Origin of the sequence: Klebsiella sp. BDA134-6 (assembly GCF_015601345.1) — a bacterium.
Classification (GTDB): domain Bacteria; phylum Pseudomonadota; class Gammaproteobacteria; order Enterobacterales; family Enterobacteriaceae; genus Klebsiella; species Klebsiella grimontii.
Map to the genome: position 1 here is coordinate 3,267,298 of NZ_CP064784.1, position 25,869 is coordinate 3,293,166.

General features: G+C 54.5%; 20 protein-coding genes and 1 pseudogene. 14 read left to right on the plus strand and 7 right to left on the minus strand.

All coding sequences use genetic code 11. The annotated features are described in order from the left end of the window. Window positions 1-92: 92 nt before the first annotated feature. The 4 genes from abgT (at window position 93) to uspE (ending at window position 4,625) form a co-directional block, all read left to right on the plus strand. The gene (gene abgT / locus IYV58_RS15065; RefSeq protein WP_004119634.1) at window positions 93-1,619 is read left to right on the plus strand and encodes a p-aminobenzoyl-glutamate transporter; all 1,527 of its coding nucleotides are present in this window, start codon (window positions 93-95) and stop codon (window positions 1,617-1,619) included. 454 nt (window positions 1,620-2,073) lie between these two features. Further along, a complete protein-coding gene (ogt, locus tag IYV58_RS15070) occupies window positions 2,074-2,589 on the plus strand; it encodes a methylated-DNA--[protein]-cysteine S-methyltransferase (RefSeq protein WP_004119629.1) in 516 nt (171 codons plus the stop codon). Window positions 2,590-2,783: 194 nt separating this feature from the next. Beyond that, window positions 2,784-3,536, plus strand: coding sequence for a fumarate/nitrate reduction transcriptional regulator Fnr (fnr, locus tag IYV58_RS15075; RefSeq protein ID WP_004102577.1), 753 nt, complete (start codon window positions 2,784-2,786; stop codon window positions 3,534-3,536). 138 nt (window positions 3,537-3,674) lie between these two features. Then, window positions 3,675-4,625 carry a universal stress protein UspE gene (uspE, locus tag IYV58_RS15080; RefSeq protein WP_004119628.1) on the plus strand — a complete coding sequence of 317 codons (951 nt, stop codon included), beginning with the start codon at window positions 3,675-3,677 and terminating at the stop codon, window positions 4,623-4,625. Between the two features lie 127 nt (window positions 4,626-4,752). Here uspE and IYV58_RS15085 read toward each other — a convergent pair whose 3' ends face one another. The 3 genes from IYV58_RS15085 to pntA form a co-directional block, all read right to left on the minus strand. Further along, on the minus strand, window positions 4,753-4,941 hold the full coding sequence (locus tag IYV58_RS15085; protein WP_004102581.1) for a YdiH family protein: 189 nt from the start codon (window positions 4,939-4,941) through the stop codon (window positions 4,753-4,755). Between the two features lie 145 nt (window positions 4,942-5,086). Beyond that, window positions 5,087-6,475, minus strand: a complete 1,389-nt coding sequence (pntB, locus tag IYV58_RS15090; RefSeq protein ID WP_004119627.1) for a Re/Si-specific NAD(P)(+) transhydrogenase subunit beta — start codon at window positions 6,473-6,475, stop codon at window positions 5,087-5,089. Between the two features lie 10 nt (window positions 6,476-6,485). After that, window positions 6,486-8,015 carry a Re/Si-specific NAD(P)(+) transhydrogenase subunit alpha gene (pntA, locus tag IYV58_RS15095; protein WP_195729108.1) on the minus strand — a complete coding sequence of 510 codons (1,530 nt, stop codon included), beginning with the start codon at window positions 8,013-8,015 and terminating at the stop codon, window positions 6,486-6,488. Window positions 8,016-8,537: 522 nt separating this feature from the next. Here pntA and ydgH point away from each other — a divergent pair. The 3 genes from ydgH to folM all read left to right on the plus strand — a co-directional run bounded on the left by ydgH (window position 8,538) and on the right by folM (window position 11,812). After that, window positions 8,538-9,488, plus strand: coding sequence for a DUF1471 family protein YdgH (gene ydgH, locus IYV58_RS15105; protein WP_049114837.1), 951 nt, complete (start codon window positions 8,538-8,540; stop codon window positions 9,486-9,488). 179 nt (window positions 9,489-9,667) lie between these two features. After that, a complete protein-coding gene (locus IYV58_RS15110) occupies window positions 9,668-11,050 on the plus strand; it encodes an amino acid permease (RefSeq protein ID WP_004119624.1) in 1,383 nt (460 codons plus the stop codon). 36 nt (window positions 11,051-11,086) lie between these two features. Then, a complete protein-coding gene (gene folM / locus IYV58_RS15115; RefSeq protein ID WP_004119623.1) occupies window positions 11,087-11,812 on the plus strand; it encodes a dihydromonapterin reductase in 726 nt (241 codons plus the stop codon). Here folM and IYV58_RS15120 read toward each other — a convergent pair. Beyond that, complete coding sequence (locus tag IYV58_RS15120) at window positions 11,809-12,144, minus strand: GlpM family protein (protein WP_004119621.1); 336 nt, start codon at window positions 12,142-12,144, stop codon at window positions 11,809-11,811. The two genes, folM and IYV58_RS15120, sit on opposite strands and share 4 nt — an antisense overlap. A gap of 988 nt (window positions 12,145-13,132) precedes the next feature. Between IYV58_RS15120 and iraM the strand changes: the two genes are divergently transcribed. From iraM to IYV58_RS15135, 3 genes are all read left to right on the plus strand, one after another. Continuing rightward, window positions 13,133-13,480, plus strand: a complete 348-nt coding sequence (iraM, locus tag IYV58_RS15125) for an anti-adapter protein IraM (RefSeq protein ID WP_004119619.1) — start codon at window positions 13,133-13,135, stop codon at window positions 13,478-13,480. A 349-nt stretch (window positions 13,481-13,829) separates the two neighbouring features. Then, complete coding sequence (rstA, locus tag IYV58_RS15130; RefSeq protein WP_004119615.1) at window positions 13,830-14,546, plus strand: two-component system response regulator RstA; 717 nt, start codon at window positions 13,830-13,832, stop codon at window positions 14,544-14,546. A gap of 384 nt (window positions 14,547-14,930) precedes the next feature. Continuing rightward, window positions 14,931-16,703 carry a sensor domain-containing phosphodiesterase gene (locus IYV58_RS15135; protein ID WP_087828190.1) on the plus strand — a complete coding sequence of 591 codons (1,773 nt, stop codon included), beginning with the start codon at window positions 14,931-14,933 and terminating at the stop codon, window positions 16,701-16,703. Between the two features lie 101 nt (window positions 16,704-16,804). On the opposite strand, the pseudogene IYV58_RS15140 reads toward IYV58_RS15135, so the two are convergent. Then, window positions 16,805-16,981 (minus strand): annotated as a pseudogene (locus tag IYV58_RS15140) (TOBE domain-containing protein); the annotation flags it as partial. A 349-nt stretch (window positions 16,982-17,330) separates the two neighbouring features. On the opposite strand from IYV58_RS15140, the gene rstB reads away from it, so the two are divergent. Both rstB and tus read left to right on the plus strand, forming a co-directional pair. Continuing rightward, window positions 17,331-18,632, plus strand: coding sequence for a two-component system sensor histidine kinase RstB (rstB, locus tag IYV58_RS15145; RefSeq protein WP_024357998.1), 1,302 nt, complete (start codon window positions 17,331-17,333; stop codon window positions 18,630-18,632). A 73-nt stretch (window positions 18,633-18,705) separates the two neighbouring features. After that, on the plus strand, window positions 18,706-19,638 hold the full coding sequence (tus, locus tag IYV58_RS15150) for a DNA replication terminus site-binding protein (protein ID WP_004119603.1): 933 nt from the start codon (window positions 18,706-18,708) through the stop codon (window positions 19,636-19,638). On the opposite strand, the gene fumC is transcribed toward tus, so the two are convergent. Together fumC and fumA are read right to left on the minus strand one after the other, a co-directional pair. Continuing rightward, window positions 19,628-21,028, minus strand: a complete 1,401-nt coding sequence (fumC, locus tag IYV58_RS15155) for a class II fumarate hydratase (protein ID WP_004119601.1) — start codon at window positions 21,026-21,028, stop codon at window positions 19,628-19,630. The genes tus and fumC overlap by 11 nt on opposite strands. Window positions 21,029-21,170: 142 nt before the next feature. Then, window positions 21,171-22,817 (minus strand): class I fumarate hydratase FumA, encoded by a 1,647-nt coding sequence (fumA, locus tag IYV58_RS15160; RefSeq protein WP_195729110.1) that lies wholly within the window; start codon window positions 22,815-22,817, stop codon window positions 21,171-21,173. A 197-nt stretch (window positions 22,818-23,014) separates the two neighbouring features. Here fumA and manA point away from each other — a divergent pair, with 197 nt between their 5' ends. Continuing rightward, window positions 23,015-24,193: a mannose-6-phosphate isomerase gene (gene manA, locus IYV58_RS15165; protein ID WP_195729111.1), complete on the plus strand. Its 1,179-nt coding sequence runs from the start codon at window positions 23,015-23,017 to the stop codon at window positions 24,191-24,193. A gap of 98 nt (window positions 24,194-24,291) precedes the next feature. Beyond that, entirely contained in the window at window positions 24,292-25,854 is a 1,563-nt protein-coding gene (locus IYV58_RS15170) for a YdgA family protein (protein ID WP_195729112.1), read from the plus strand. Window positions 25,855-25,869: the final 15 nt, after the last annotated feature.

Genomic DNA, 25,869 nt, shown 5'->3' on the forward strand with positions numbered 1-25,869 from the left:
GTACGGCAACGCGTTAAGCGCAAAAAAACAACGGCTGACACGTCCTGGGGTAAAGAGACAACCAACACAACAACGACAACTGAGGAACGCCCATGAGTATGTCATCCATACCGTCGCCTTCCCCCACCGGTAAGCTTTATGGCTGGGTTGAAAAAATAGGTAACAAGGTCCCGCATCCGTTTTTACTGTTTATCTATCTGATTGTGGCGTTGATGGTCGCCACCGCCATCCTGTCGGCGCTGAATGTCGGGGTACAGAACCCCACCGACGGCGCGCGAGTCGTGGTGAAAAACCTGCTCAGCGTTGAGGGATTACACTGGTTTTTGCCGAATGTCATTAAGAACTTCAGCGGTTTCGCGCCGCTAGGGGCTATTCTGGCGCTGGTGCTGGGGGCCGGCTTTGCGGAACGCGTGGGCCTACTGCCTTCGCTGATGGTGAAAATGTCATCGCACGTTAGCGCCCGTTACGCCAGCTATATGGTGCTGTTTATCGCTTTCTTTAGCCATATCTCCTCCGATGCCGCGCTGGTGATTATGCCGCCGCTGGGCGCCCTGATGTTCCTCGCCGTCGGCCGCCATCCGGTTGCCGGGCTGCTGGCGGCCATCGCCGGCGTCGGCTGCGGCTTCACGGCCAATCTGCTCATCGTTACTACCGATGTCCTGCTCTCTGGCATCAGCACCGAAGCGGCAAAAACCCTTGACGCCTCGCTCCACGTCAGCGTTATTGATAACTGGTATTTTATGGCAACCTCAGTGATCGTTCTCACGCTGGTTGGCGGGTTGATTACCGATAAACTGGTGGAACCGCGGTTAGGTCAATGGCAAGGCAACAGCGATGAAACGCTGCAGGCGTTGACGCCGGAACAGCGCTTCGGGCTGCGCGTGGCTGGCGTGGCCGCGCTGTTATTTGTGGCGGTTATCGCGCTGATGGTCGTGCCGGAAAACGGTATTCTGCGCGATCCCATCAAGCATACCGTGATGCCTTCGCCGTTTATAAAAGGCATCGTCCCGCTCATTATCTTTTTCTTCTTCGTCGTTTCACTGGCTTACGGCATTGCCACTGGCAAAATTCGCCGTCAGGCCGATCTGCCGCAGTTGATGATTGAGCCGATGAAGGAGATGGCAGGCTTTATCGTGATGGTCTTCCCGCTGGCCCAGTTCGTCGCCATGTTTAACTGGAGCAACATGGGGAAATTTATGGCCGTCGGCTTGACGGATCTGCTGGAAAGCGCGGGAATGAACGGCGTACCGGCGTTTGTCGGCCTGGCGCTGCTATCCGCATTTTTGTGCATGTTTATCGCCAGCGGCTCGGCAATCTGGTCGATCCTGGCGCCGATTTTCGTGCCGATGTTTATGCTGCTGGGCTTTCACCCGGCATTTGCGCAGATTCTGTTCCGTATCGCCGATTCATCGGTGCTGCCGCTGGCGCCGGTATCGCCGTTTGTGCCGCTGTTTCTCGGCTTCTTACAGCGCTACCGGCCCGAGGCTAAACTGGGAACCTACTATTCGCTGGTCTTGCCTTATCCGTTAATATTCCTGGCCGTCTGGCTACTGTTGCTGGTGGGCTGGTATCTGGTGGGGCTGCCTATCGGGCCGGGTATTTACCCACGATTGCCATAATGTCGCCACAGGCCAGGGAAGGCCACGAAACCGTTAACGCCATGTTGTTCGGTTACTGATCATTTTATACAACCCTTCAATCGCCAAAGAGACCAGATGAATCACTAAGCCACTGATAATCACGATTACAACGCCAGTCATCATATATTGCATATCACCACCTTTGTTGGTAAAAACCCGCACAGACACGCCGGGAGATCATTGACTTAAGAAAAGCCAGTCTGTTTATCTACGGCGTCAGTTGATTACCGGTGAATTCGCCGCCGGATAAAGGTAGCAAAATCGCCTTGCCAACGCGTCTGCGAGTTAATGTAAAAATAAACATCGCTTTCCTCACCTCATAATTAATAGTCCATGCTGACCCTGTTTGTTGACCTTTTCGGAGTATGGTTTGCCCACATCGCATCGTGGTATGGTGATGCTCTGCCAATATAACCTCGATGAAGGATTACCGATGCTGACGCTGTTGCAGGATAAAATTGACACCCCGCTGGGGCCGCTGTGGGTGATTTGTGATGAGCAGTTCAACCTGCGGGCCGTTGAGTGGGATCAGCACCGCGACCGCATGGAGCAACTGCTGGATATTCATTATCGGGTTAAAGGCTACAAACGCGTTGATTTCCGTAATCCGGGAGGCCTGAGCAGTAAGCTTAGCGATTACTTCGCCGGGGATCTCGCGATTATCAACACCTTACCGACCGCCACCGGCGGCACGCCGTTTCAGCGGCAAGTCTGGCAAGCGCTGCGTACCATCCCCTGCGGACAGGTCATGCACTACGGTCAGCTCGCGGAGGCACTGGGGCGACCGGGCGCCGCGCGCGCCGTGGGTGCCGCCAACGGTTCAAACCCGGTCAGTATTGTGGTGCCCTGCCATCGCGTGATCGGGCGTAACGGCACCATGACCGGTTACGCCGGCGGCGTGCAGCGTAAAGAGTGGCTATTGCGCCACGAAGGCTATCTGCTCCTTTGACCGTAAGTGCCTTTTTTGGAATCTTCCGGTAATTTTACAATCATCTCTCATCAAATAAACCTTTTGTATTCAATTGGATAAATCAGGTAGCTGATTTACCCTTTTAATATTACGTGTTTCAGGGGTTCGAGACTTACCTGCTCACCAAAAAGATGTTAAAATTGACCAATATCAATTAAAGCCTGAGCAGACTTATGATCCCGGAAAAGCGAATTATACGACGCATTCAGTCTGGCGGTTGTGCAATCCATTGCCAGGATTGCAGCATTAGCCAGCTTTGCATCCCTTTTACTCTGAACGAGCATGAGCTTGATCAGCTTGATAACATCATCGAGCGGAAAAAGCCTATCCAGAAAGGACAGACCTTGTTCAAAGCCGGTGATGAGCTGAAATCGCTGTATGCAATTCGTTCTGGCACCATTAAAAGCTACACCATCACCGAACAGGGCGATGAGCAAATCACCGGTTTTCATCTGGCGGGCGATCTGGTTGGCTTTGACGCCATCGGCACCGGCCACCACCCAAGCTTTGCCCAGGCGCTGGAAACCTCAATGGTTTGCGAAATCCCTTTTGAAACGCTGGACGATCTCTCCGGTAAGATGCCGAATCTGCGTCAGCAGATGATGCGTCTGATGAGCGGCGAGATTAAAGGCGATCAGGATATGATCCTGCTGCTATCCAAAAAGAACGCAGAGGAGCGCCTGGCGGCCTTTATTTACAACCTGTCCCGCCGTTTTGCACAGCGCGGCTTCTCTCCGCGTGAGTTCCGCCTCACCATGACCCGTGGCGATATCGGCAACTATCTGGGCCTGACGGTGGAAACTATCAGCCGCCTGCTGGGGCGTTTCCAGAAAAGCGGTATGCTGGCGGTTAAAGGTAAATATATCACCATTGAAAACAGCGACCTGCTGGCGCAGCTTGCTGGCCAGGCCCGCAACGTCGCCTGATAGCCCCTCTGTATCCGGCCGGATCGCGAATTTTTTTCTAATTTGTTGATCTGGCCAGGTTCCTCCCCTGTTTCATTTCATCCATATAGGTTATCTTTTTAAGGACAAACTGTAGTTACAGTTGTAAGGAGACCCTGTATGGCGAAGTATCAGAACATGCTGGTAGTAATCGACCCCAATCAGGACGACCAGCCTGCATTGCGGCGCGCGGTGTATCTGCACCAACGGATTGGTGGACGCATCAAAGCCTTTTTGCCGATCTATGATTTTTCTTATGAAATGACCACTCTGCTGTCTCCTGACGAACGCACGGCCATGCGCCAGGGCGTCATTGGCCAGCGTACCGCCTGGATCCGCGAGCAGGCAAAATTCTATATTGAGTCCGGCGTGCCCATTGATATTAAAGTGGTGTGGCACAATCGTCCCTTCGAAGCCATTATCCAGGAAATCATCAGCGACAAGCATGATTTAGTGCTGAAGATGGCGCACCAGCACGACAAGCTGGAAGCGGTGATTTTCACCCCGACGGACTGGCACCTGCTGCGCAAATGCCCGTGTCCGGTATGGATGGTCAAAGATCAGCCGTGGCCGGAAGGGGGTAAAGCGCTGGTGGCGGTCAATCTCGCCAGCGAAGAAAACTACCACAACGCGCTCAATGAAAAGCTGGTACGTGAAACGATTGAGCTGGCGGAACAGGTCAACCATACCGAGGTGCACCTGGTGGGCGCCTATCCCGTCACGCCCATCAATATCGCAATTGAGCTACCTGATTTTGACCCCAGCGTTTATAACGACGCCATTCGCGGTCAGCATTTGCTGGCCATGAAAGCACTGCGGCAGAAATTCGGCATCGATGAAGGCCGCACTCACGTTGAAAAAGGCCTTCCTGAAGAGGTGATCCCCGATCTGTCTGAACATCTGCAGGCGGGCATCGTGGTGCTGGGTACCGTGGGTCGTACCGGCCTATCGGCGGCCTTCCTCGGCAATACCGCCGAGCAGGTGATTGACCATCTGCGCTGCGACCTGCTGGCGCTGAAGCCAGATCAATATCAGACACCGGTTGAGCTGGACGACGAAGAAGACGACTAGTCCCTCGCCTTCAGTAAAAGTAGTAAAACTTCGTCCCCCGCCCGCGCGGGGGATTTTTTTGCAATGTAAAACGAAATAAAGGGCCACCCGGCCCTTATCTTCAATCGCTTTATCGGTAACGAAAACGTTAGTGGATACCTAAACGCCAGGCGTGATCGATCTCTTCTTTCAGCTCCATGGACGAAAGCGCCATTAAGTCAGCAAACTCAAGTTCCAGTAGTTTCAGCTTTTTCAGATACTGCGCGGGGGTTAAAGCAGCGGGGTCACGGCGCAGAAATTCGATGGCCAGTTGCGTGGGGGTTAACTCGGTATCCATAATATCCTCAGTTTGGGTGAAAAACGGACTTATTATAACACCCTCGCCTGATTATTTTATGAGCAAATAATCACTTGGTAACCTATATAAAAAAGCCGTCTCACAGGAGACGGCTTAAGAAGCACAGGTTTTAAAAGACCAGGCTCTACAGTGCTTTCAGAATCGCATCGACGCTGGCTTTGGCATCGCCAAACAGCATGTGGGTATTTTCTTTAAAGAACAGCGGGTTTTGTACGCCGGCGTAGCCGGTGTTCATCGAACGCTTAAATACAATTACGTTTTGCGCTTTCCACACTTCCAGCACCGGCATACCGGCGATCGGACTGCCCGGATCGTCCTGCGCGGCTGGGTTAACCGTGTCGTTAGCGCCGATCACCAGTACGGTGTCGGTATCGGAGAAATCATCATTGATCTCATCCATCTCCAGCACGATGTCATACGGGACTTTCGCTTCCGCCAGCAGTACGTTCATATGGCCCGGCAGACGCCCGGCAACCGGGTGAATACCGAAACGTACCTTGATCCCGCGCGCGCGCAGTCGCTCGGTGATTTCCGCGACCGGATACTGGGCCTGAGCCACTGCCATGCCGTAGCCCGGGGTGATGATCACCGACTGGGAGCTTTTCAGCATCTCAGCGGTTTCTTCGGCGCTGATTTCGCGATGCTCGCCCACTTCTTCATCCGTCGTAGAGGCCGTGCCGTCAGAACCAAAGCCACCGGCAATCACGCTGAAGAACGAACGGTTCATCGCCTTACACATAATGTAGGACAGAATCGCACCGGAAGAGCCTACCAGCGCGCCGGTTACGATCAGCAGGTCGTTGCTGAGCATAAAGCCCGCCGCCGCCGCCGCCCAGCCGGAGTAGGAGTTCAGCATTGACACCACGACCGGCATATCCGCGCCGCCGATGGAGGCCACCAGGTGCCAGCCAAACGCCAGAGCAATAACGGTCATCACCAGCAGGCACAGAACCTGCATACCGATGCTGTCGGTACGTACGAAAACGATCAGCAGCAGGAAAGAAACCACCAGCGCCGCCAGGTTCAATTTATGACGGTTCGGCAGCATCAGCGGCTTTGAAGACATCTTGCCGCACAGTTTGCCAAACGCCACGACGGAGCCTGTGAAGGTTACCGCGCCGATGAAGATGCCGAGGAACACTTCGGTCAAATGAATATTGACCAGAATCTGCTCCATCCCGGTTTCATGCTGCAGATAGCTGTTGAAACCTACCAGTACCGCCGCCAGGCCCACGAAGCTGTGCAGAATCGCCACCAGCTCCGGCATTTCGGTCATTTCAACTTTCTTCGCCAGACGAATACCGATAGCGCCGCCGATAACCATCGCCAGCAGGATCCACGCGACGTTGCTGCTGTCCGGACCCAGGATGGTCGCCACCAGGGCAATCGCCATCCCGGCAATACCGTAGTAGTTGCCCTGCTGGGAGGTTTCGTGTTTGGAAAGCCCCGCCAGGCTAAAAATAAATAGAATCGCGGCAACAATGTATGCAGCTGTAACTAATCCACCAGACATTTGTTACCCCTTATCCTTTGCGGAACATTTTCAGCATGCGCTGAGTGACGGTGAAACCACCAAAAATATTAATGCTGGCGATCAGCACCGCGATAAAGCTCAGGAAGCTGACCCAGCCGCCGTGGCCTATCTGTAACAATGCCCCGACCACAATAATGCCGGAAATGGCGTTAGTGACCGACATCAGCGGCGTATGCAGCGCGTGGGATACGTTCCAGACGACGTAGTAACCGACCACGCAGGAGAGCGCGAAGACGGTAAAGTGGCCGAGGAACTCTTTCGGCGCCACGCTGGCCAGCCAGCCAAACAGAATAATCGCCAGCGCCATCAGCGCATACTTGCGCAGCGGCGAGCTCGGTTTCGCTTCAGCTTTTGGCGCTTCAACCTTTTTCGCTGCCGCCTGCGGCTGAGCAGATACCTGAATGGGTGGCGCGGGCCAGGTGATTTCACCTTCGCGAACCACGGTAACGCCGCGGATAACGACATCATCAAAATCGATAACGACATTGCCGTCTTTCTCTTTGCACAGCAGCTTAAGCAGGTTAACCAGGTTGGTGCCATACAGCTGCGAAGACTGCGTCGGCAGGCGGCCAGGGAGATCGGTATAACCGATAATCTTCACGCCATTGGCGGTGGTGACCACCTGACCCGGCACGGTGTATTCACAGTTGCCGCCGTTTTGCGACGCCAGATCAACCACCACGCTGCCCGGCTTCATGGAGTCAACCATTTCGCGGGTAATCAGCTTCGGCGCCGGTTTACCCGGAATCAGGGCGGTGGTGACAATGATGTCGACATCTTTGGCCTGCGCGGCAAACAGCGCCATCTCGGCTTTAATAAAGGCTTCAGACATGACTTTGGCATAGCCGTCGCCGCTGCCCGCTTCCTCTTTAAAATCCAGCTCAAGGAACTCGGCGCCCATACTCTGCACCTGTTCTTTCACTTCCGGGCGGGTATCAAACGCGCGGACGATTGCCCCAAGGCTGTTTGCCGCGCCGATGGCCGCCAGACCGGCAACCCCGGCGCCAATCACCATCACCTTCGCGGGCGGTACCTTACCTGCCGCGGTGATCTGACCGGTGAAGAAGCGGCCAAACTCGTGGGCGGCTTCCACGATCGCGCGGTAGCCGGCGATGTTAGCCATTGAACTTAACGCATCCAGCGACTGCGCGCGCGAAATACGCGGCACCGAATCCATCGCCATCACGTTGATGTTGCGCGCCGCCAGTATTTCCATCAGCTGCGGGTTTTGCGCCGGCCAGATGAAGCTGATGAGCGTCGTGCCGGGATTAAGCAGCAGGATTTCATCGTCATCGGGCGCGTTAACTTTCAGAATGACGTCAGACTGCCATACGTCATCACCGCTCACGATCTCCGCTCCAGCCTGAACGAAGGCTTCGTCGTCGAAACTGGCCAACTTACCGGCACCGCTTTCTACCGCGACGCTGAACCCAAGCTTAAGCAGCTGCTCCACCGTTTTCGGCGTGGCGGCGGCCCGGGTTTCCTGGGCGAGTCTCTCTTTTGGTACACCAATACGCATAGTTTTCCCTTCCATCGGTTTTTGATGATGGTTTACTTTTCTTACAAGCGACCGTCGCAAAGGCGGATGAACGCGCCCCCCAACATATGTCTGAAAAAATAAAACAGTAACAAACTTTTTATAACCTACTGAAAATACCGATTGTGATCTACAGCAATAAAACAGAAATTTTGATTTTATTGGTAAAACGCCCGGCTGACCGTGTCAGGCAGCAATATTTACCTTATTTTTATGCCAGCGCCTGATAATCCGCTTGGCAGAAGGGTTAATTCACCATTTATCGCCGTCTGGATCATCGCATTAACATTATGTTAACTTATGAAAGTGATATCGATTATCGATTTTGCTGGTCAAGCGGCTGTTTTTTCAACATATCGAAAAAGGTTATATTTCTGCAGTATACGTTTAGAGCGGCAAATGAAAATTGACGCAGACAGTCACTCACGATAAATGCAATAATCACATGTTTTCAGTCAACAACAATACCCGTACATGGTTTGCGCAAGGCAAAGGATTATTTTTATGAAGCTTAAGAACTCACTCCTGGCGTCTGCTCTTCTGGCTACCACCGTGTTGTCTGCCCATGCAGCGACCGAGCTGACTCCGGAGCAGGCGGCAGCGCTGAAGCCCTACGATCGCGTTGAGGTTACCGGTCGTTTTAACGCCATTGGCGATGCGGTGCAGGCAGTTTCCCGTAAAGCGGACAAAGAAGGCGCAGCTTCCTTTTATGTTGTCGACACCTCTGATTTTGGCAGCGGCGGCAATCTGCGCGTAACGGCCGATTTTTATAAAGAAAATGCCCCGCAGGCCGACGCGCCGAAAAATCGCATTATCAACGGCATAATGGAATTGCCGAAAGACCAGGCCGTTGAGCTGGAGCCATTTGATACCGTCACCGTACAGGGCTTCTACCGCAGCCAACCGGAAGTCAACGACGCCATCACCAAAGCTGCAAAGGCCAAGGGCGCAGCCTCTTTCTTTATCGTACGCCAGGTTGATGCCAACCAGGGCGGCAACCAGCGCATCACCGCCTATATCTACAAAGCGGATGCCAAGAAACGCGTTCTGCAAAGCCCGGATGCGATCCCGGCAGATTCAGAAGCCGGTCGCGCAGCGCTGGCCGAAGGCGGCGAAGCCGCTAAGAAAGTTGAAATCCCAGGCGTGGCGACGACCGCAGCGGTTGGTTCCGGCACCGGCGTAGGCCGTTTCTTTGAAACGCAATCGTCTAAAGGCGGGCGTTACACCGTCACGCTTCCGGACGGCACCAAGGTCGAGGAAGTGAATAAAATCACCGCCGCGCAGATGGTTCCTTACGACAGCATCAAGTTCACCGGTAACTACGGTAACATGACGGAAATCTCCTACCAGACGGCTAAGCGCGCCGCGAAGAAAGGCGCGAAGTACTACCACATTACCCGTCAGTGGCAGGAACGCGGCGGCAACATCACCATCAGCGCCGACCTGTATAAATAACAGCAACTGAGCTGAACAAAAAGGCGGCGATTAGTCGCCTTTTTTCTTTTTTTCATTTCTCTCCATTGCATGCATACAAAACACTCCGTAAAATCCCGCGCCTTAGCGCAATCCTCCATTTTTATGCGATTTCGCCAAATAAATATTCTTAGCTTGATGATTATCACCTCGGGAATGCAATGGAAAAGAAACTGGGCCTTAGCGCCCTGACCGCGCTGGTACTTAGCTCGATGCTGGGGGCGGGTGTATTCAGTCTGCCGCAGAACATGGCAGCCGTTGCCAGCCCTTCCGCGTTGCTTATCGGCTGGGGGATCACCGGCGTGGGGATCCTGTTCCTGGCCTTTGCCATGCTGCTGCTCACGCGGATCCGCCCCGACCTCGACGGCGGTATTTTTACCTACGCCCGGGAAGGTTTCGGCGAGCTGATTGGCTTCTGCTCCGCCTGGGGCTACTGGCTGTGTGCGGTTGTCGCCAACGTCTCCTACCTGGTTATCGTCTTCTCGGCGCTCAGTTTCTTTACCGATACTCCCGAACTGCGCCTGTTCGGCGATGGCAATACCTGGCAATCCATCGTCGGCGCCTCGGTCCTGCTGTGGATTGTTCATTTCCTGGTTCTGCGCGGCGTTCAAACGGCCGCCGGTATCAACCTGGCCGCGACGCTGGCCAAACTGCTGCCCCTCGGGGCGTTTATCGCGCTGGCCGCCATCGCGTTTCGTATGGAGACATTCCGCCTCGATTTCAGCGGCCTGGCGCTGGGCGTACCGGTATGGGAGCAGGTGAAAAACACCATGCTGATCACCCTGTGGGTATTTATTGGCGTCGAAGGCGCGGTCGTTGTTTCCGCCCGCGCGCGTAATAAACAGGATGTTGGCCGCGCGACCCTGCTGGCGGTACTCTCCGCGCTGGCGGTCTATTTGCTGGTGACGCTTCTCTCGTTAGGCGTTGTGCCGCGTAGCGAACTGGCGGAAATCCGCAACCCGTCAATGGCCGGCCTGATGGTCAACATGATGGGCTCCTGGGGCGAAATTGTGATCGCTGCCGGGCTGATTATCTCCGTCTGCGGCGCGTATCTGAGCTGGACGATTATGGCGGCGGAGGTGCCCTATCTGGCAGCAACGCATAAAGCATTCCCGCGCCTGTTTGCCCGGACCAATAAAAACAACGCCCCGTCGGCTTCGCTGTGGCTCACCAATATCAGCGTGCAGGCTTCGCTGGTGTTGATTTGGCTTACCGGCTCAGATTACAGCACGCTGCTGACCATCGCCTCTGAGATGATCCTGGTCCCCTACTTTCTGGTCGGCGCCTTTCTGCTGAAGATTGCCCGGCGCCCTTTGCATAAGGCGGTTGGTGTCGGCGCCTGCATTTATGGCTTATGGTTATTATATGCGTCCGGCCCTGTGCATTTATTGTTGTCGGTGATACTTTACGCTCCGGGTCTTCTGGTTTTCCTGTATGCCCGTCGTACACACCAGCACGATCGCCCGCTCAAACGCCGTGACCTGGCATTAATTGGTTTTTTGCTGGTTGCCGCCGTACCGGCAACGTGGATGTTGGTAGGGTAAGCGGTTACCCTGCCGCTGAACTCAAAGGAGATCTCCATGGCTGACATCCAGCCTCGCCCCATCCTGATTACCGGCGGGGGCCGTCGCATTGGCCTCGCCCTGGCCCGCCATTTTGTGGCCCGCCAGCAGCCCGTTATCATCAGCTATCGCACCTGGTATCCGGCCATCGACGCGCTGCGTGAAGCGGGAGCCGTTTGTCTGCACGCGGATTTCAGCACGGATGAAAGCATTCTGGCGTTCGCCGCAGAGGTGAAAGCGCACGCCGGCAGCGGTCTACGCGCCATCATTCATAACGCCAGCGGCTGGATGGCGGAAAAGCCAGGTATTCCGTTAACCACGGTGCTCGCCAGCATGATGCAAATTCACGTCAACGCCCCCTACCTGCTCAACCATGCCCTGGAGAGCCTGCTTCGCGGCCACGGTCATGCCGCCAGCGATATTATCCACATCACCGACTACGTCGTGGAGCGCGGCAGCGACAAACATATCGCCTACGCCGCCAGCAAAGCGGCGTTGGATAATATGAGCCGCTCGTTCGCCCGTAAGCTGGCGCCGGAAATTAAGGTTAACGCCATCGCCCCCTCGCTGATTTTATTTAATGAAGGGGATGACGCGGAGTACCGCAGGCAGGCGCTCGATAAATCGCTGATGAAAATCGCCCCAGGCGAAAAAGAGATCATTGACCTTATTGAATACCTGTTCAGCAGTAGCTACGTGACCGGTCGCTCATTTGCCGTCGACGGCGGCCGCCATCTGCGCTAGTGGAAACGGCTCCAGCCAATAATGAGTAGCCACGCGCATAAGCTCCAGCACACCACTGCGCCTGCCAGGGCAAACGGCAGGCGCATGACGCCGGTGAAATACCATAGCGAAAGCAAGTAGATAAAGTACGGAATGATAGACCACATACCAAAGACAATGGTGGTGCGCAGCGCTTCGATACCCCGCTCGCTGGCGACGATGTAGTGCGCAATCAGGGCGAAGGTGGGAAAGAGCGGAATTAACCCGGCGATATAGTAATTTTTCGTTTTGGACAGCACGCCGATCAGGACTACAACCAGTGCCCCGAGCAGCGCTTTTATCAACAGCCCCATTCCTTTTGCCTTAACATTAAAACAACATGTATTTGCAGCATAACGGAAGCGCGGAAATTTATAAATGCGCAAAAGCGGCGAGTAGACTGAACAGGTGGAGACCTATTTGACGACTCCATAACGGCGGTACGGGAGATGATGCTCCCCTCGGCAAGGTCAACGCTGTTTGAATTTAATTTAAACTATTTTGAACATCCTTCGCACAAACGCATTTGTTTTTACTGCGAAACGCATCAGTATGCTCTAATCACTTGGTTATACGTATAACATGTTTTATATCATTATTCTGGAAGTTATCACCATAGCATATTTCTCCTGCGCGTCACCCTTAAGTATTCACACCTATTTTAAAGCACAACATGAACACCTCAATGATATTTTACAGATGTTAACTCAATAACCCTATCGGTTTACCATCGCCATTCATGTGCAGTAAGTGATGCAAATCAATAGTGATAACCTAACCTAAAAACAGTTAATTGACATAGGCGGTTTTTATCATAATTGATGACCTTAAAATCATTCTTTCTGCACTCATTTGAAATAAGCACACATAGACACTTTTTAGAAAAATAGCGCAATAAAGCACATTATTTTGATTTACATCAAAATAAAACCGATTTCATAAAGAAGCATACTTTGCCATTAATAACATTCATCGTAGTAGATATGATCGTAATTATATGATTTTACGATCTTTCGATCTAATCTTGATATCCAATACAGAACTTTATTCTATTCATAACCAACAATGTAGCTTATTAGTTCATCTCCCGTCGGTTTTTCGAATCTTTTACTTGTTGCTATTATCAATACTAGTATTAGGCACTCATGCAATTGCAATTATTCTATATTAAACTAAGTATGCATCACCTAAAGGAACCTCCATGTTTGGACCTGCTTCAGGCACAACAAAAATACTCTTAAACTTTATCAAACTATATACATCAACGCGAAAATGCTCGTAAATTACTGGAGCGCATCAAGCATGCAGTGGAATATTGAAAATAGCCTTGTATGTCCTGTAACCGGAACAGGATTTTCAGTTGCGGCAAGTGCTAAAAATCTCAAATTAATCATATGGTATAATGGTGATTATTTTTTGCGCGTTGGTTCAGTGATTAACATCACAAAAAATGAAGTTCTCATTAACGGCAAGCCCGGCGATTTACAGGTCATTCACGCTTTCCCCTATACGGAAACCCTGTGGTCAACGTTTTCCCGATATATTGATTGTCCAGGCAATCTGAATCCTATGTTGCTCATCTGCAATCGAAGAAGTGTCTGCAAATTCGCCTTGTGCCCCTACGGTACGAGGCAAAAGAGGCCGCAATAAGGCTCTTCCCTGACTCAAGCTCAACGTATCAGTACCTATTTTCTTTACGGGCAGAGGCTGTCCTGTTAGACCTCGCCCACCTTCTGCCGCACCCCCATGACCATAATACGCAGAGCTTCCGTCATTAACGCAATCATTGCCTGCCTCGTGAAAGCATAGTTCTGAACCACAAGTCCGGGAAGCATAGCGAATTTCATCACTAATACATAGCTCATATTAATGCCCGAATGGTTTACAATGGCGATAGTAATGAATGGGCTGCTGACCGAATGATGCCTCATGCACCGTCTCAGCCGCGATTCTGGCAAAGCGATTCTAACGATGATAGATGAGTGCAAGCATACACAATATGAATAAAATTGTTTTTGTTGAGGACGATGCCGAGGTCGGCGCACTGATTGCCGCCTACCTTGGCAAACACGATATGGACGTGGTGGTAGAACCGCGCGGCGACCGGGCGGAAGAGGTTATCGCGCGCGAAAAGCCCGATCTGGTGCTGCTGGATATCATGCTGCCGGGTAAAGACGGTATGACGCTGTGCCGCGATTTGCGCGGCCAGTGGCAGGGTCCCATCGTCCTGCTCACTTCGCTGGACAGCGATATGAACCATATTCTCTCTCTCGAAATGGGCGCCAGCGATTATATCCTGAAAACCACGCCTCCCGCGGTGCTGTTAGCCCGCCTGCGCCTGCATTTGCGCCAGCACGTCGCCGTGCCGGACGGTAGCGTTCCCTCCTCCCTCACCCCTCATAAAGCCATCACCTTTGGCTCCCTGAGCATCGACCCGGTCAATCGCCAGGTGATGCTCAGCGGCGAAAGCGTCGCGTTATCCACCGCGGATTTCGATCTGCTGTGGGAGTTGGCGACCCATGCCGGACAAATTATGGATCGCGACGCGTTATTAAAAAATCTGCGCGGCGTCAGCTACGATGGCATGGACCGCAGCGTCGACGTTGCCATCTCGCGACTGCGCAAGAAGCTTCTCGACAATGCGACCGAGCCCTATCGCATCAAAACGGTACGCAATAAAGGCTACCTGTTCGCCCCCCACGCCTGGGACAATTAATTCACGGGTCAGCTGTTAGTGCGGATATAGCCGGTAAAGTCACTGCAACCTCCTGTTAATGATTAGCTATCCTTAAAACAGGCGTTGCGCTTAATAAAGAACTGGCGAATCCGGAACCGGTTCGATAACTTGATATTATCCACGAAGACTTTTGCGCAACACTGAGCCTCTTGCCGACCGGTACAGCAACAGTGAAATTGCTTTTTCCACGCAAAAGCAGCGTTCCACCGAGCGCCATTCTTCGCAGACAATCAGCGCAAAACATTCTAATGTGGTGTGATAACCCTGGCGATTGTGCCAGTATCGATACCAGCCGTGAGTATAGAGATTCACACCATCAGTGGGTTGGGATGACCGAAATATCTACTGTACGGGGGTGTTTAAATGTTGAGCGATCTCAGCAACGATGAAAGTAAAAGACGCGCGGCGATTGACCTGTTAAAAAATCCCGACGAGGGGCGGGACGAAGCGTTAAGGAAATATACGCATCTGGTCTGCCAGTTGCTGAAAATGCCGATGAGTTTTGTCTCGGTGCTGGATGATGAAAAGCAATACATCAAATCCGCACAGAATATCGCCGCCACGGAAACCCGCCTGGGCGACGCATTTTGCGAACAGACCTTGAAACAGGGTAAAACGTTCATTTGTCGTGATACGCATCAGCACCCGGTCTTTCAGCGCGATCGCGCCGTCAGAGAAGCGCCGTTCATTCGCTTTTATGCGGGGTGTCCGCTGACAACCCGCGATGGGGTGGCCGTGGGTACCTTGAGTATCCTGGATACGCAACCCAGGGAACTTTCCGACGAGCAGATCGCTATCTTTAACACGCTGGCCGAGCTGATATCGGACTTCTTAGCCTCCTGGCACTCAGTAGGCTATACCGACGTCGTCACGCTATTACCCAATCGTCAGCGCCTACTGAAGGACATTGAGGTGTCGGCGGTGAGTACCTTCCGGCTGGTCATCATTGACTGCATTGATATGCCCTTTGCCTACGAGATGGCCCGCTCATTGGGGATGATTGCCGTAGAAAACTTACTTCGGGATATGACCGTTGAGCTGCAGACACGTCTGCCCCTGGCGGGCCAGCTTTACGCCGTGGCGGTCGGACGATTTGCTTTTTTAACGCCTGAACCTACGGCCCTGTCACTGGAAAGCATTGCACAAAACCTTCAGGGAACCCAGGCCCGGATTGGCCCAGAAGTTCCCCTTGATTTGAATATTCACATGGGGGACTCCGGGCTATGCGACAGCACCCTGACGCCGAATGAAATTCTGCGTCGTGCGGTAAGCGCCTTGCATGAGGCGATAAGCCAGGGGCACCGTTTTACGACCTATAATGACGCCCTGGATACCCGCAAAAAGAGAGATTTCAGCCTGCTGACCGAACTCAGACAAACGTTGCAGGGAAACCAGGGCTTATATCTGGTCTATCAGCCGAAAATCTCACTGGCGACCGGGCGCGTGACGGGTGCTGAAGCGCTGGTCAGATGGAAGCATCCGACAAACGGCGAAGTCCTGCCCGGCGAATTTATCCCGCTGGTCGAAAAAACCAGCCTGATGCGTGAGCTCACGGCCTGGGTTATCGATCGTACTATTGCGCAGCTGAGTGAGTGGCGGGACCAGGGACTTACTCTGCCGGTGTCAATTAATCTGGCCGCCAGTGATTTTTCTCGGCCCGATTTCGCCGAGGAGCTCGAAGAGAAACTGCGGAATGCGTCTCTTGACCCAGCGCTGCTGGGGTTGGAGTGTCTGGAAACAGAGAAGATGCTTGAGAGTCCGGCCGCGCTTAACGGGCTGAACATGCTCAAAAAACGCGGATTTAAAATTTCTCTGGATGACTTTGGTTCGGGATACAGCAACATTAATTACCTGCGGCAAATGCCCCTGGACATCATCAAAATCGACCGGTCTATCGTCAGTCATATTGTCCACGAAAAAGCCAGCCGCATAATTGTGCGTAACGTCATCAAGCTTCTCAAGGAGCTCGATTATATCGTCCTGGCCGAAGGCGTCGAGGATCGCAAAACGGTCGAGATTTTGCGAAGCCTGGGCTGCGATGAGGTTCAAGGATATTTTTATGCCAGGCCAATGGTATCTGCAGATTTTGCAGCATGGTCCCGCGCCAGAAACGAAGCGCCGGAAATGAACCCCTGAAGGACCTCGCCATTTTCGTAGCAATTGATCGAACGCACCCGCGCAAGGTGCATGCTGACCCAAATGCTCTACGACGGCGAGGCAGATTGTTCTCTGTTATTAATCAGCGCGATGGCTTCTCTCCCCGGTTCGAGGCCCAATGCTTGTTGGCTACCAGATGTAACGAGAGCGATTAGCTTTGCGCCATCCTTCAGGGTTAACTCAACTTCATCGTTAATTTCCCCGCGTTCAGTCACGCTAATCGTACCAGCCAGTTGGTTTCTGGCTGAAATTGCCATACAACCTCCAGGCGAGATGAGAGAAGGTGTTATATCAAGTTGAACCCTCCTCACCTATAACCACTTTCTTATAATGATTTTTACAAGCCTCACGACCGCCTCAGTATTGATTTGCTATGGACTTCTCAAGTTTGCGCAATCAAGATTACCGGGTGTGTCAACCGGCGCCGCATAACTTGTGCAGAGCGGATGTTGTCAGCGGGTGCGAACCCTGCTTTCATAGCGAATCCAACGGCGCATGAAAATGCAGAAAGGAGTTTGCACGCAGTTTTTGCCGGGGAAAATGCCCTCACGGTGCTTCCGAGGGTAAAGGAAAGGCACTTAACCTTTTGTTTTTAAGTGAGATTTAATGAAAAAACTGTTTGTGCAGTTTTACCTGCTGCTGTTCGTCTGCTTCCTGGTGATGACCATGATGGTTGGCCTGGTGTACAAATTCACCGCCGAACGCGCCGGGCGTCAGTCTCTGGACGATTTAATGAAAAGCTCGCTGTATCTGATGCGCAGCGAGCTGCGGGAGATCCCGCCGCGCGACTGGAGCAAAACGCTCAAAGAGCTGGATCTCAATCTCTCTTTCGATCTGCATATCGAACCCATCAGCAAATTCAAACTGTCGGAAAACTCAATGCAGCATCTGCGCGCCGGGGATATCGTCGCTCTCGACGATCAGTACACCTTTATCCAGCGCATCCCGCGCAGCCACTACGTACTTTCCGTCGGCCCGGTGCCCTATCTCTATTTTTTGCACGAGATGCGCCTGCTCGATCTGGCCCTGATGGCTTTTATCGCCATCTCGCTGGCCTTCCCGGTATTTATCTGGATGCGTCCGCACTGGCAGGACATGCTGCGTATTGAGACCGCCGCCCAGCGCTTCGGCGATGGACATCTTAGCGAACGCATTCATTTCGACAGCATGTCCAGCTTCGAACGGCTGGGCGTGGCGTTTAATCAGATGGCCGATAATATCAACGCGCTTATCGCCAGCAAAAAACAGCTGATCGATGGTATCGCCCACGAGCTGCGAACCCCGCTGGTGCGTCTGCGCTATCGTCTTGAGATGAGCGAGAACCTCACCGAGGCCGAATCCCTGGCGTTGAACCGCGATATCGGCCAGTTGGAAGCGCTGATTGAAGAGCTGCTGACCTACGCGCGGCTTGACCGTCCGCAGAACGAACTGAAGCTGACGACCCCCGATTTCCCGGCGTGGATCCGCGATCATGTGGAAGATATTCAAACGGTTAATCCCCAGCGCGAGGTCGCGCCAGGCGACATTTTGGCCGGCAATTACGGCGCGCTGGATATGCGCCTGATGGAACGGGTGCTGGATAATCTGGTGAACAACGCCCTGCGCTACAGCAACCGGCGTATTCAGGTCGGCCTGACGCTACAGGGTTCGCGGGCGACGCTACGGGTCGAAGATGATGGTCCCGGTATCGCGCCAGCTGAACGGGAGAGAGTTTTCGAGCCTTTCGTACGCCTCGACCCCAGCCGCGATCGGGCCACCGGCGGCTGTGGCCTCGGTTTAGCTATCGTTCACAGCATCGCCCAGGCTATGGCCGGGGAAGTTCATTGCGAAGAGAGCGCGCTGGGCGGAGCCTGCTTTTGCTTTAGCTGGCCGGTATATCATCAGTTGCCGAGTTTTACCTCCGCCTGATGAGCCTTTGCGCGGATGCTGAGGTCTGCTATAGTTAAAAAACGTGAAGTATGTTGTAACTAAGGTGGGAAATATGGCCAGCTATGACCTCGTTGAACGTCTGAACGGCACCTTTCGCCAGCTCGAACGCGAACTGCAAGAGCTGAAACAGTCCCTGAGCCAATGCCGCCTGCTGGCCGCCCGCGTCTTTGCGCTGCCGCCGGTAAGCAAGGATGCGGAACACCAGCCGCTCGACAGCATCAATGTGGTTCAGCATACCGGCAAAACTGCGCTGGAGATGGCGCTCAGGCACTACAGCCATCTGTTTATCCAGCAGCAGTCGGAAACCCGCAGTAGTAAGGCCGCCGTACGCTTACCCGGCGCCATTTGCCTACAAACTGACGCCAACCAACAGGCTGAGTTGGCAGGCAAAATCGCCCATATCAACGCCCTCAAAGCAACCTTTGAAAAGATTATTACCGTCGATTCCGGCCTGCCTGTCGCCGCGCGGTTTGAGTGGGTCCATCGCCACCTGCCAGGGCTTATCACGCTTAGCGCCTACCGCACCCTGACCCCGCTGCTCGATCCGAGTACCATTCGCTTCGGCTGGGCCAATAAGCACGTGATTAAAAATCTCACCCGTGACGGGGTGCTGATGCAGCTGGAAAAAAGCCTGCAGTCGCCGCGGGCGGTGCCGCCGTGGACGCGCGAGCAGTGGCAAAGCAAGCTGGAGCGAGAGTATCAGGATATTGCCGCCCTGCCGCAGCGGGCAAAGCTGAAGATAAAGCGGCCGGTGAAGGTGCAGCCCATCGCCCGGGTCTGGTACAGCGGCGAACAAAAACAGGTGCAATACGCCTGTCCAGGACCGTTGATTGCGCTGATATCCGGCACGAAGGGGGTCAGCGTGCCGGACCTCGGTGAGTTACTAAACTATGACGCCGAGAACGTACAGTATCGCTATAAACCGCAGGCGCAGTCGCTCAGGCTCCTGATCCCGCGGCTGCACCTGTGGCTGGCTAGCGAGTAGGCAGACTGCCCACCATCTCTTCCGGGCGAACCCACCGGTCAAACTCGTCCTCCGTCAGGTAGCCGAGCGAGAGCGCGGACGCCTTCAGGGTCAACCCCTCTTTGTGCGCCTTTTTGGCAATTTCCGCCGCTTTGTCATAGCCGATATGGGTGTTCAGCGCGGTGACCAGCATTAGCGACTCATTGAGCAGCTGGCTGATGCGTTCACGATTCGGTTCAATCCCCACCGCGCAGTGTTGGTTGAAGCTCTCCATCCCATCAGCCAGCAGCCGCACCGATTGCAGGAAGTTGTGGATCACCAGCGGGCGGTAGACGTTAAGCTCAAAGTTGCCCGATGCGCCGCCAATATTTACCGCGACATCGTTACCCATCACCTGGCAGCACAGCATAGTCAGCGCTTCGCACTGGGTCGGGTTGACTTTGCCGGGCATAATCGACGATCCCGGTTCATTTTCCGGGATCGCAATTTCGCCAATCCCGCAGCGCGGTCCGGAAGCCAGCCAGCGCACATCGTTGGCGATTTTCATCAGCGAGGCGGCCAGGCCTTTCAGCGCGCCGTGGGCGTGCACCAGGGCATCAACGGTCGCCAGCGCTTCAAATTTATTTGGCGCGGTGACAAACGGCTGGCCGCTTAAGGCCGCGAGCTCGGCGGCGACGCGTACCGCGTATTGTGGATGAGTGTTGAGCCCGGTTCCCACCGCCGTCCCGCCCAGCGCCAGCTCCGCCAGATGCGGCAGGCTATGGTCGATATGTTTTAAATTATGCTCCAGCATCGCTACCCAGCCGGAGATCTCCTGGCCGAGGGTCAGCGGCGTGGCGTCCTGCAGGTGGGTGCGGCCGATTTTAACGATGTCGCTGAAGGCAACGGCTTTATCGTTCAGGGTCTGCTTCAGCACGTTGAGCTGCGGGATCAGCTTCTCCCGCAGGGCAATTATCGCCGCCACGTGCATCGCCGTCGGGAAAACGTCGTTAGAGCTCTGGCTCTTGTTGACATCATCGTTCGGATGAACCTTACGCTCCATCCCGCGCGCCCCGCCCAGCAGCTCGCTGGCGCGGTTGGCCAGCACCTCATTCATATTCATATTGCTTTGCGTGCCGGAGCCGGTTTGCCAGATAGCCAGTGGAAAGGCGTCCGGATGCTGGCCTGCCAGCACTTCATCCGCGGCCTGAATAATCGCTTGCGCTTTCTCCGCGGCCAGCAGGCCGAGATCGTTGTTCACTTTCGCCGCCGCGCGCTTGGTCAGCGCCAGCGCGTGGATAAGCTCGACCGGCATTTTTTCCGTCGAAATGCGGAAATGTTCCAGCGAACGCTGGGTTTGCGCTCCCCATAGCTTGTCGGCAGGCACGTCGATGGCGCCCATTGAGTCTTTTTCACTGCGATACGTTGTCATGACTGTCTCCTTGGATTCAAAGTGCGAAATCGCGACAAAGCTCACCTGCTTAAAGCGTTAAGTATTGGCCAGATTTATATGTTGTTTTAGTCGTTCGTGCCGCTAAGCGGCATAAAAAAACCGCCCCGAAGGGCGGCTGGGATTATTTCACGCAGCGGGCGCACTGCGAGCTTTGGATTTGCTGGAAGAAATCGTTGCCCTTGTCATCCACGAGGATAAACGCCGGGAAGTCTTCCACTTCGATTTTCCAGATAGCTTCCATCCCCAGCTCCGGATACGCTACGCACTCCAGGCTACGAATACTCTGCTGTGCCAGTACCGCCGCCGGGCCGCCGATGCTGCCGAGGTAGAAACCGCCATGTTTGTGGCAGGCGTCGGTGACCTGCTGGCTGCGGTTGCCTTTGGCTAACATGATTTTACTCGCCCCGTGCGCCTGCAGCAGGTCGACGTAGGAGTCCATACGGCCAGCGGTGGTGGGGCCAAGAGAGCCGGAAGCGTAGCCGTCAGGCGTTTTCGCCGGACCCGCGTAGTAGATCGGGTGGTCCTTGACGTACTGCGGCAGTTCTTCACCGCTATCGATAAGCTCTTTCAGCTTCGCGTGAGCAATATCGCGGGCGACGATAATCGTACCGCTCAGCGACAGACGCGTCGACACCGGGTACTGCGACAGCAGCGCCAGAATATCGCTCATCGGCTGGTTGAGGTTGACCTTGACCGCCTCGCCCTCACCGGCCTGACGCAGATGCTCGGGAATATACTTGCCTGGGTTGCTCTCCAGTTTCTCCAGCCAGATCCCTTCGCGGTTGATCTTCGCTTTGATATTACGATCCGCCGAGCAGGAGACGCCCATGCCCACCGGGCACGACGCGCCGTGGCGCGGCAGGCGGATAACGCGGATATCGTGCGCGAAGTATTTGCCGCCGAACTGCGCCCCAAGACCAAGGTTTTGCGCCTCCACCAGTAGTTCCTGCTCCAGCTGAATATCGCGAAAAGCCTGGCCGTGCTCGTTGCCTTCGGTCGGCAGGCCGTCGTAATACTTGGTTGAGGCCAGCTTAACGGTTTTCAGGGTGGACTCCGCCGAAGTGCCGCCAATGACGAACGCAATATGGTACGGCGGGCAGGCGGCGGTGCCGAGGGTGCGCATCTTCTCGACGAGGTAGTTTTTCAGCTTCGCCGGAGTGATTAACGCTTTGGTTTCCTGATACAGATAGGTTTTATTCGCCGAGCCGCCGCCCTTGGCGATGCAGAGGAATTTGTACTCCTCGCCGTCGGTAGCGTAGAGGTCGATCTGCGCAGGCAGGTTAGTCCCTGTGTTGACCTCTTTATACATATCCAGCGGCGCGTTCTGGGAATAACGCAGGTTATCCCGGATATAGGTGTTATAAACGCCCTGCGCCAGCGCGGCTTCATCGCCGCCTCCGGTCCACACGCGCTGGCCTTTTTTGCCGGTAATAATCGCCGTGCCGGTATCCTGGCAGGTCGGCAGCACGCCTTTAGCGGCAATATCCGAGTTACGCAGGAACTGTAGCGCCACGTACTTATCGTTTTCGCTGGCTTCCGGGTCGTTGAGAATATCGGCCACCTGCTGCTGATGCGCCGGGCGAAGCATAAAGGAGGCGTCGTGGAAAGCGTGTTGTGCCAGTAAAGTTAGCGCCTGAGGTTCAACTTTCAGAACTTCCTGGCCGGCGAATTCGGCGACGGAGACGTAATCACTGCTGAGGAGGTAATACTCGGTATCGTCCTTTTTCAGTGGAAAAGGATCCTGATATACAAACGGTTTATTCGACATTGTGCTCTCACTTACTGCTTAGCTGATTATATTTCAGGCAGACACTCCATTTGCCCGTGGAAAAGCGAGTCGATCGATTTTACACAATTTTTTAACAAAAACTGAGACAAGGACGACTTTTTCTTCGCGCCGGTTGCTTATCGGTCGATTGCTGGTTTAATAGTGCCATGACTATTAAGTGGAAACAGGGATTGAGAATGCAAAAGCTCATTAACTCAGTGCAAAACTACGCCTGGGGAAGCCATACCGCCTTAACCGAACTTTATGGGATTGCTAATCCGAACAACCTGCCGATGGCGGAGCTGTGGATGGGCGCGCATCCGAAGAGCAGCTCGCAGATTCTGGACAATAGCGGAACTCCGCGTTCTCTGCGTGACGCGATCGACAGCGATAAAGCGACCCTGCTTGGCGAGAAAGTCGCCGGGCGTTTCGGCGAACTGCCGTTCCTGTTCAAAGTCCTGTGCGCCGCACAGCCGCTCTCTATCCAGGTGCACCCGAATAAGCAGGCCTCGGAAATCGGTTTTGCCAAAGAGAACGCCGCCGGGATCCCGCTTGATGCCGCCGAACGTAACTATAAAGATCCGAACCACAAGCCTGAGCTGGTTTTCGCCTTAACGCCGTTCCTCGCCATGAACGCCTTCCGCGAGTTTTCCGATATCGTCAACCTGCTGCAGCCGGTCTCCGACGCCCATCCGGCAATTGCGCAATTCCTCGCGCAGCCGAACGGCGAGCATCTGAGCCAGCTGTTTGCCAGCCTGCTGAATATGAAGGGTGAAGAAAAAGCGCACGCCTTGCGCGTGCTGCAGGCAGCGCTGGACAGCGAGCAGGGTGAGCCCTGGCAGACTATCCGCCTGATCGCCGAGTTCTACCCGGACGATAGCGGCCTCTTCTCTCCGCTGCTGCTCAACGTGGTCAAACTGAATCCCGGCGAGGCGATGTTCCTGTTTGCGGAAACTCCGCACGCCTACCTGCAGGGCGTGGCGCTGGAGGTGATGGCCAACTCGGACAACGTGCTTCGCGCGGGTCTGACGCCGAAGTATATCGATATTCCAGAACTGGTGGCGAACGTGAAATTTACGCCCAAACCCGCAGGCGAGCTGCTGACCCAGCCGGTGATTCACGGCGCGGAGCTGGACTTCCCCATCCCGGTTGACGACTTTGCCTTCTCGCTGCACGACCTGTCAGCGCAGGCGTCAACCATCGCCCAGCAGAGCGCGGCAATCCTGTTCTGCGTCGAGGGTGAAGCGACGATTGCCAAAGGCGAACAGCGCCTGACGCTGAAGCCGGGTGAATCCGCGTTTATCGGCTGTAATGAATCACCGGTGGAGGTCAGCGGCCGCGGCCGCGTGGCGCGCGTGTTTAATAAGCTCCAGTAAGTTACTGAACTTTTTAGCCACAGTTGCTAGACTTTCACCCATCATGACAACACAACCAGGCGGCCCGATCCGCCTGGTTTCATTTATGGACAAATGCTATGAAAAAATCGCTGGTCGCAGCAGGAGTTATCATTGCGCTGGGCGTCGTCTGGACGGGCGGCGCGTGGTATACGGGGAAGCAGCTGGAAAGCCGCATTGCCGACATGGTGCAGCAGGCTAATGCTCAGCTGCAAAGCAGCGCGCCGCAGGCTGGCGTGGAGCTGACGTATCAGGGCTATCAGCGCGGACTGTTCCGCAGCCATTTACAGCTGGTGCTGAAGCCTGCTGCCGGCAAAGCGCCCCGCTGGCTTGCCGCCGGACAGTCGCTGGTGTTTGATGAAGTCGTCGATCACGGCCCTTTCCCGCTGGCTTCGCTCAAATCCTTTAACCTCGCCCCGGCGATGGCGTCGGTCAAAACCACCCTGACCAATAACGACGCCAGCAAGGCGCTGTTCGACATCGCTAAAGGCGAAACGCCGTTCACCATTGATACCCGTATCGCTTATAGCGGCGACAACACATCCGCTATTGTGCTCAACCCGCTTGATTACGCGAAAGGCGATGAGAAAGTGACCTTCAGCGGCGGACAGTTCCAGCTGGACGCTGACCGCGAAGGGAAAACCCTCAGCCTGAGCGGCGAAGCCGGTAGCGGGCAGATTAACGCGGTTAACGAGTACAACCAGAAAGTTCAGCTCACCTTTAATAACCTGAAAACCGACGGCTCTACCGAAATGGCCAGCTTCAACGAACGTATCGGTAAACAGGCTATCTCACTGGACAAGCTGGCGATTGGCGTTGAAGGCAAAGAGCTGGCGCTGTTCGAAGGGATGAAAATTGACGGCAATTCGTCGCTGACTGCCGACGGTAAAGGTATTAACAGCCAGCTGGACTACACGGTCAACAGCCTCAAGCTGCAAAATCAGGATATCGGCAGCGGCCGGCTGACGCTGAAGCTGGACAATATTGACGGCGCAGCCTTCCATCAGTTCAGCCAAAAATACAACGCTGAAGCACAGGCGCTGATGGCGGATCCGCAGCTGGCGCAGAATCCTGAGCTCTATCAGCAGGCGTTAACGCAAACCTTCTTTAGCGCGCTGCCGATGATGCTGAAAGGCAGCCCGTCCCTGACCATTTCGCCGCTGAGCTGGCGCAATGCGAAGGGGGAAACCACCCTGAATCTTTCGATTCTGCTCAAAGACCCGTCGCTGACCACCACCCCGCCGCAGACGCTGGCGGATGAAGTGGATCGTAGCGTTAAATCGCTCGACGGCAAGCTGGTGATCCCGGTGGATATGGCGACGGCGTTTATGACCCAGATTGCCGGGCTGGAAGGCTATCAGCCCGCCGACGCCGCTAAGCTTGCGGATCAGCAGGTGAAAGGCCTGGCGGCGATGGGGCAGATGTTCCGCATCACCACCATGGAAGATAACGCCATCACCTCAAGTCTGCAGTACGCTGACGGCCAGGTGACGCTGAACGGACAGAAAATGCCGCTGGATGAGTTTGCCGGAATGTTCGGTTTAGCGCTTCCCGCCGCATCTGAACCCGCAGCGCCGCAGGAAACTCAGCCGCAAGATGACGCGCCGCAAGACGTGGTGCCACCCGCCGCGCCGCAGCAATAAACGGCAAATAGCCCC

Coding starts and splice junctions, on each gene's coding strand:
- IYV58_RS15085 (WP_004102581.1), bottom strand. CDS start 4,941: ATGGATACCGAGTTAACCCCCACGCAACTGGCCATCGAATTTCTGCGC.
- ogt (WP_004119629.1), top strand. CDS start 2,074: ATGCTGACGCTGTTGCAGGATAAAATTGACACCCCGCTGGGGCCGCTG.
- IYV58_RS15135 (WP_087828190.1), top strand. CDS start 14,931: ATGTTGAGCGATCTCAGCAACGATGAAAGTAAAAGACGCGCGGCGATT.
- abgT (WP_004119634.1), top strand. CDS start 93: ATGAGTATGTCATCCATACCGTCGCCTTCCCCCACCGGTAAGCTTTAT.
- tus (WP_004119603.1), top strand. CDS start 18,706: ATGGCCAGCTATGACCTCGTTGAACGTCTGAACGGCACCTTTCGCCAG.
- folM (WP_004119623.1), top strand. CDS start 11,087: ATGGCTGACATCCAGCCTCGCCCCATCCTGATTACCGGCGGGGGCCGT.
- rstB (WP_024357998.1), top strand. CDS start 17,331: ATGAAAAAACTGTTTGTGCAGTTTTACCTGCTGCTGTTCGTCTGCTTC.
- IYV58_RS15110 (WP_004119624.1), top strand. CDS start 9,668: ATGGAAAAGAAACTGGGCCTTAGCGCCCTGACCGCGCTGGTACTTAGC.
- manA (WP_195729111.1), top strand. CDS start 23,015: ATGCAAAAGCTCATTAACTCAGTGCAAAACTACGCCTGGGGAAGCCAT.
- iraM (WP_004119619.1), top strand. CDS start 13,133: ATGCAGTGGAATATTGAAAATAGCCTTGTATGTCCTGTAACCGGAACA.
- pntB (WP_004119627.1), bottom strand. CDS start 6,475: ATGTCTGGTGGATTAGTTACAGCTGCATACATTGTTGCCGCGATTCTA.
- pntA (WP_195729108.1), bottom strand. CDS start 8,015: ATGCGTATTGGTGTACCAAAAGAGAGACTCGCCCAGGAAACCCGGGCC.
- IYV58_RS15120 (WP_004119621.1), bottom strand. CDS start 12,144: ATGGGGCTGTTGATAAAAGCGCTGCTCGGGGCACTGGTTGTAGTCCTG.
- IYV58_RS15170 (WP_195729112.1), top strand. CDS start 24,292: ATGAAAAAATCGCTGGTCGCAGCAGGAGTTATCATTGCGCTGGGCGTC.
- ydgH (WP_049114837.1), top strand. CDS start 8,538: ATGAAGCTTAAGAACTCACTCCTGGCGTCTGCTCTTCTGGCTACCACC.
- fnr (WP_004102577.1), top strand. CDS start 2,784: ATGATCCCGGAAAAGCGAATTATACGACGCATTCAGTCTGGCGGTTGT.
- rstA (WP_004119615.1), top strand. CDS start 13,830: ATGAATAAAATTGTTTTTGTTGAGGACGATGCCGAGGTCGGCGCACTG.
- uspE (WP_004119628.1), top strand. CDS start 3,675: ATGGCGAAGTATCAGAACATGCTGGTAGTAATCGACCCCAATCAGGAC.
- fumA (WP_195729110.1), bottom strand. CDS start 22,817: ATGTCGAATAAACCGTTTGTATATCAGGATCCTTTTCCACTGAAAAAG.
- fumC (WP_004119601.1), bottom strand. CDS start 21,028: ATGACAACGTATCGCAGTGAAAAAGACTCAATGGGCGCCATCGACGTG.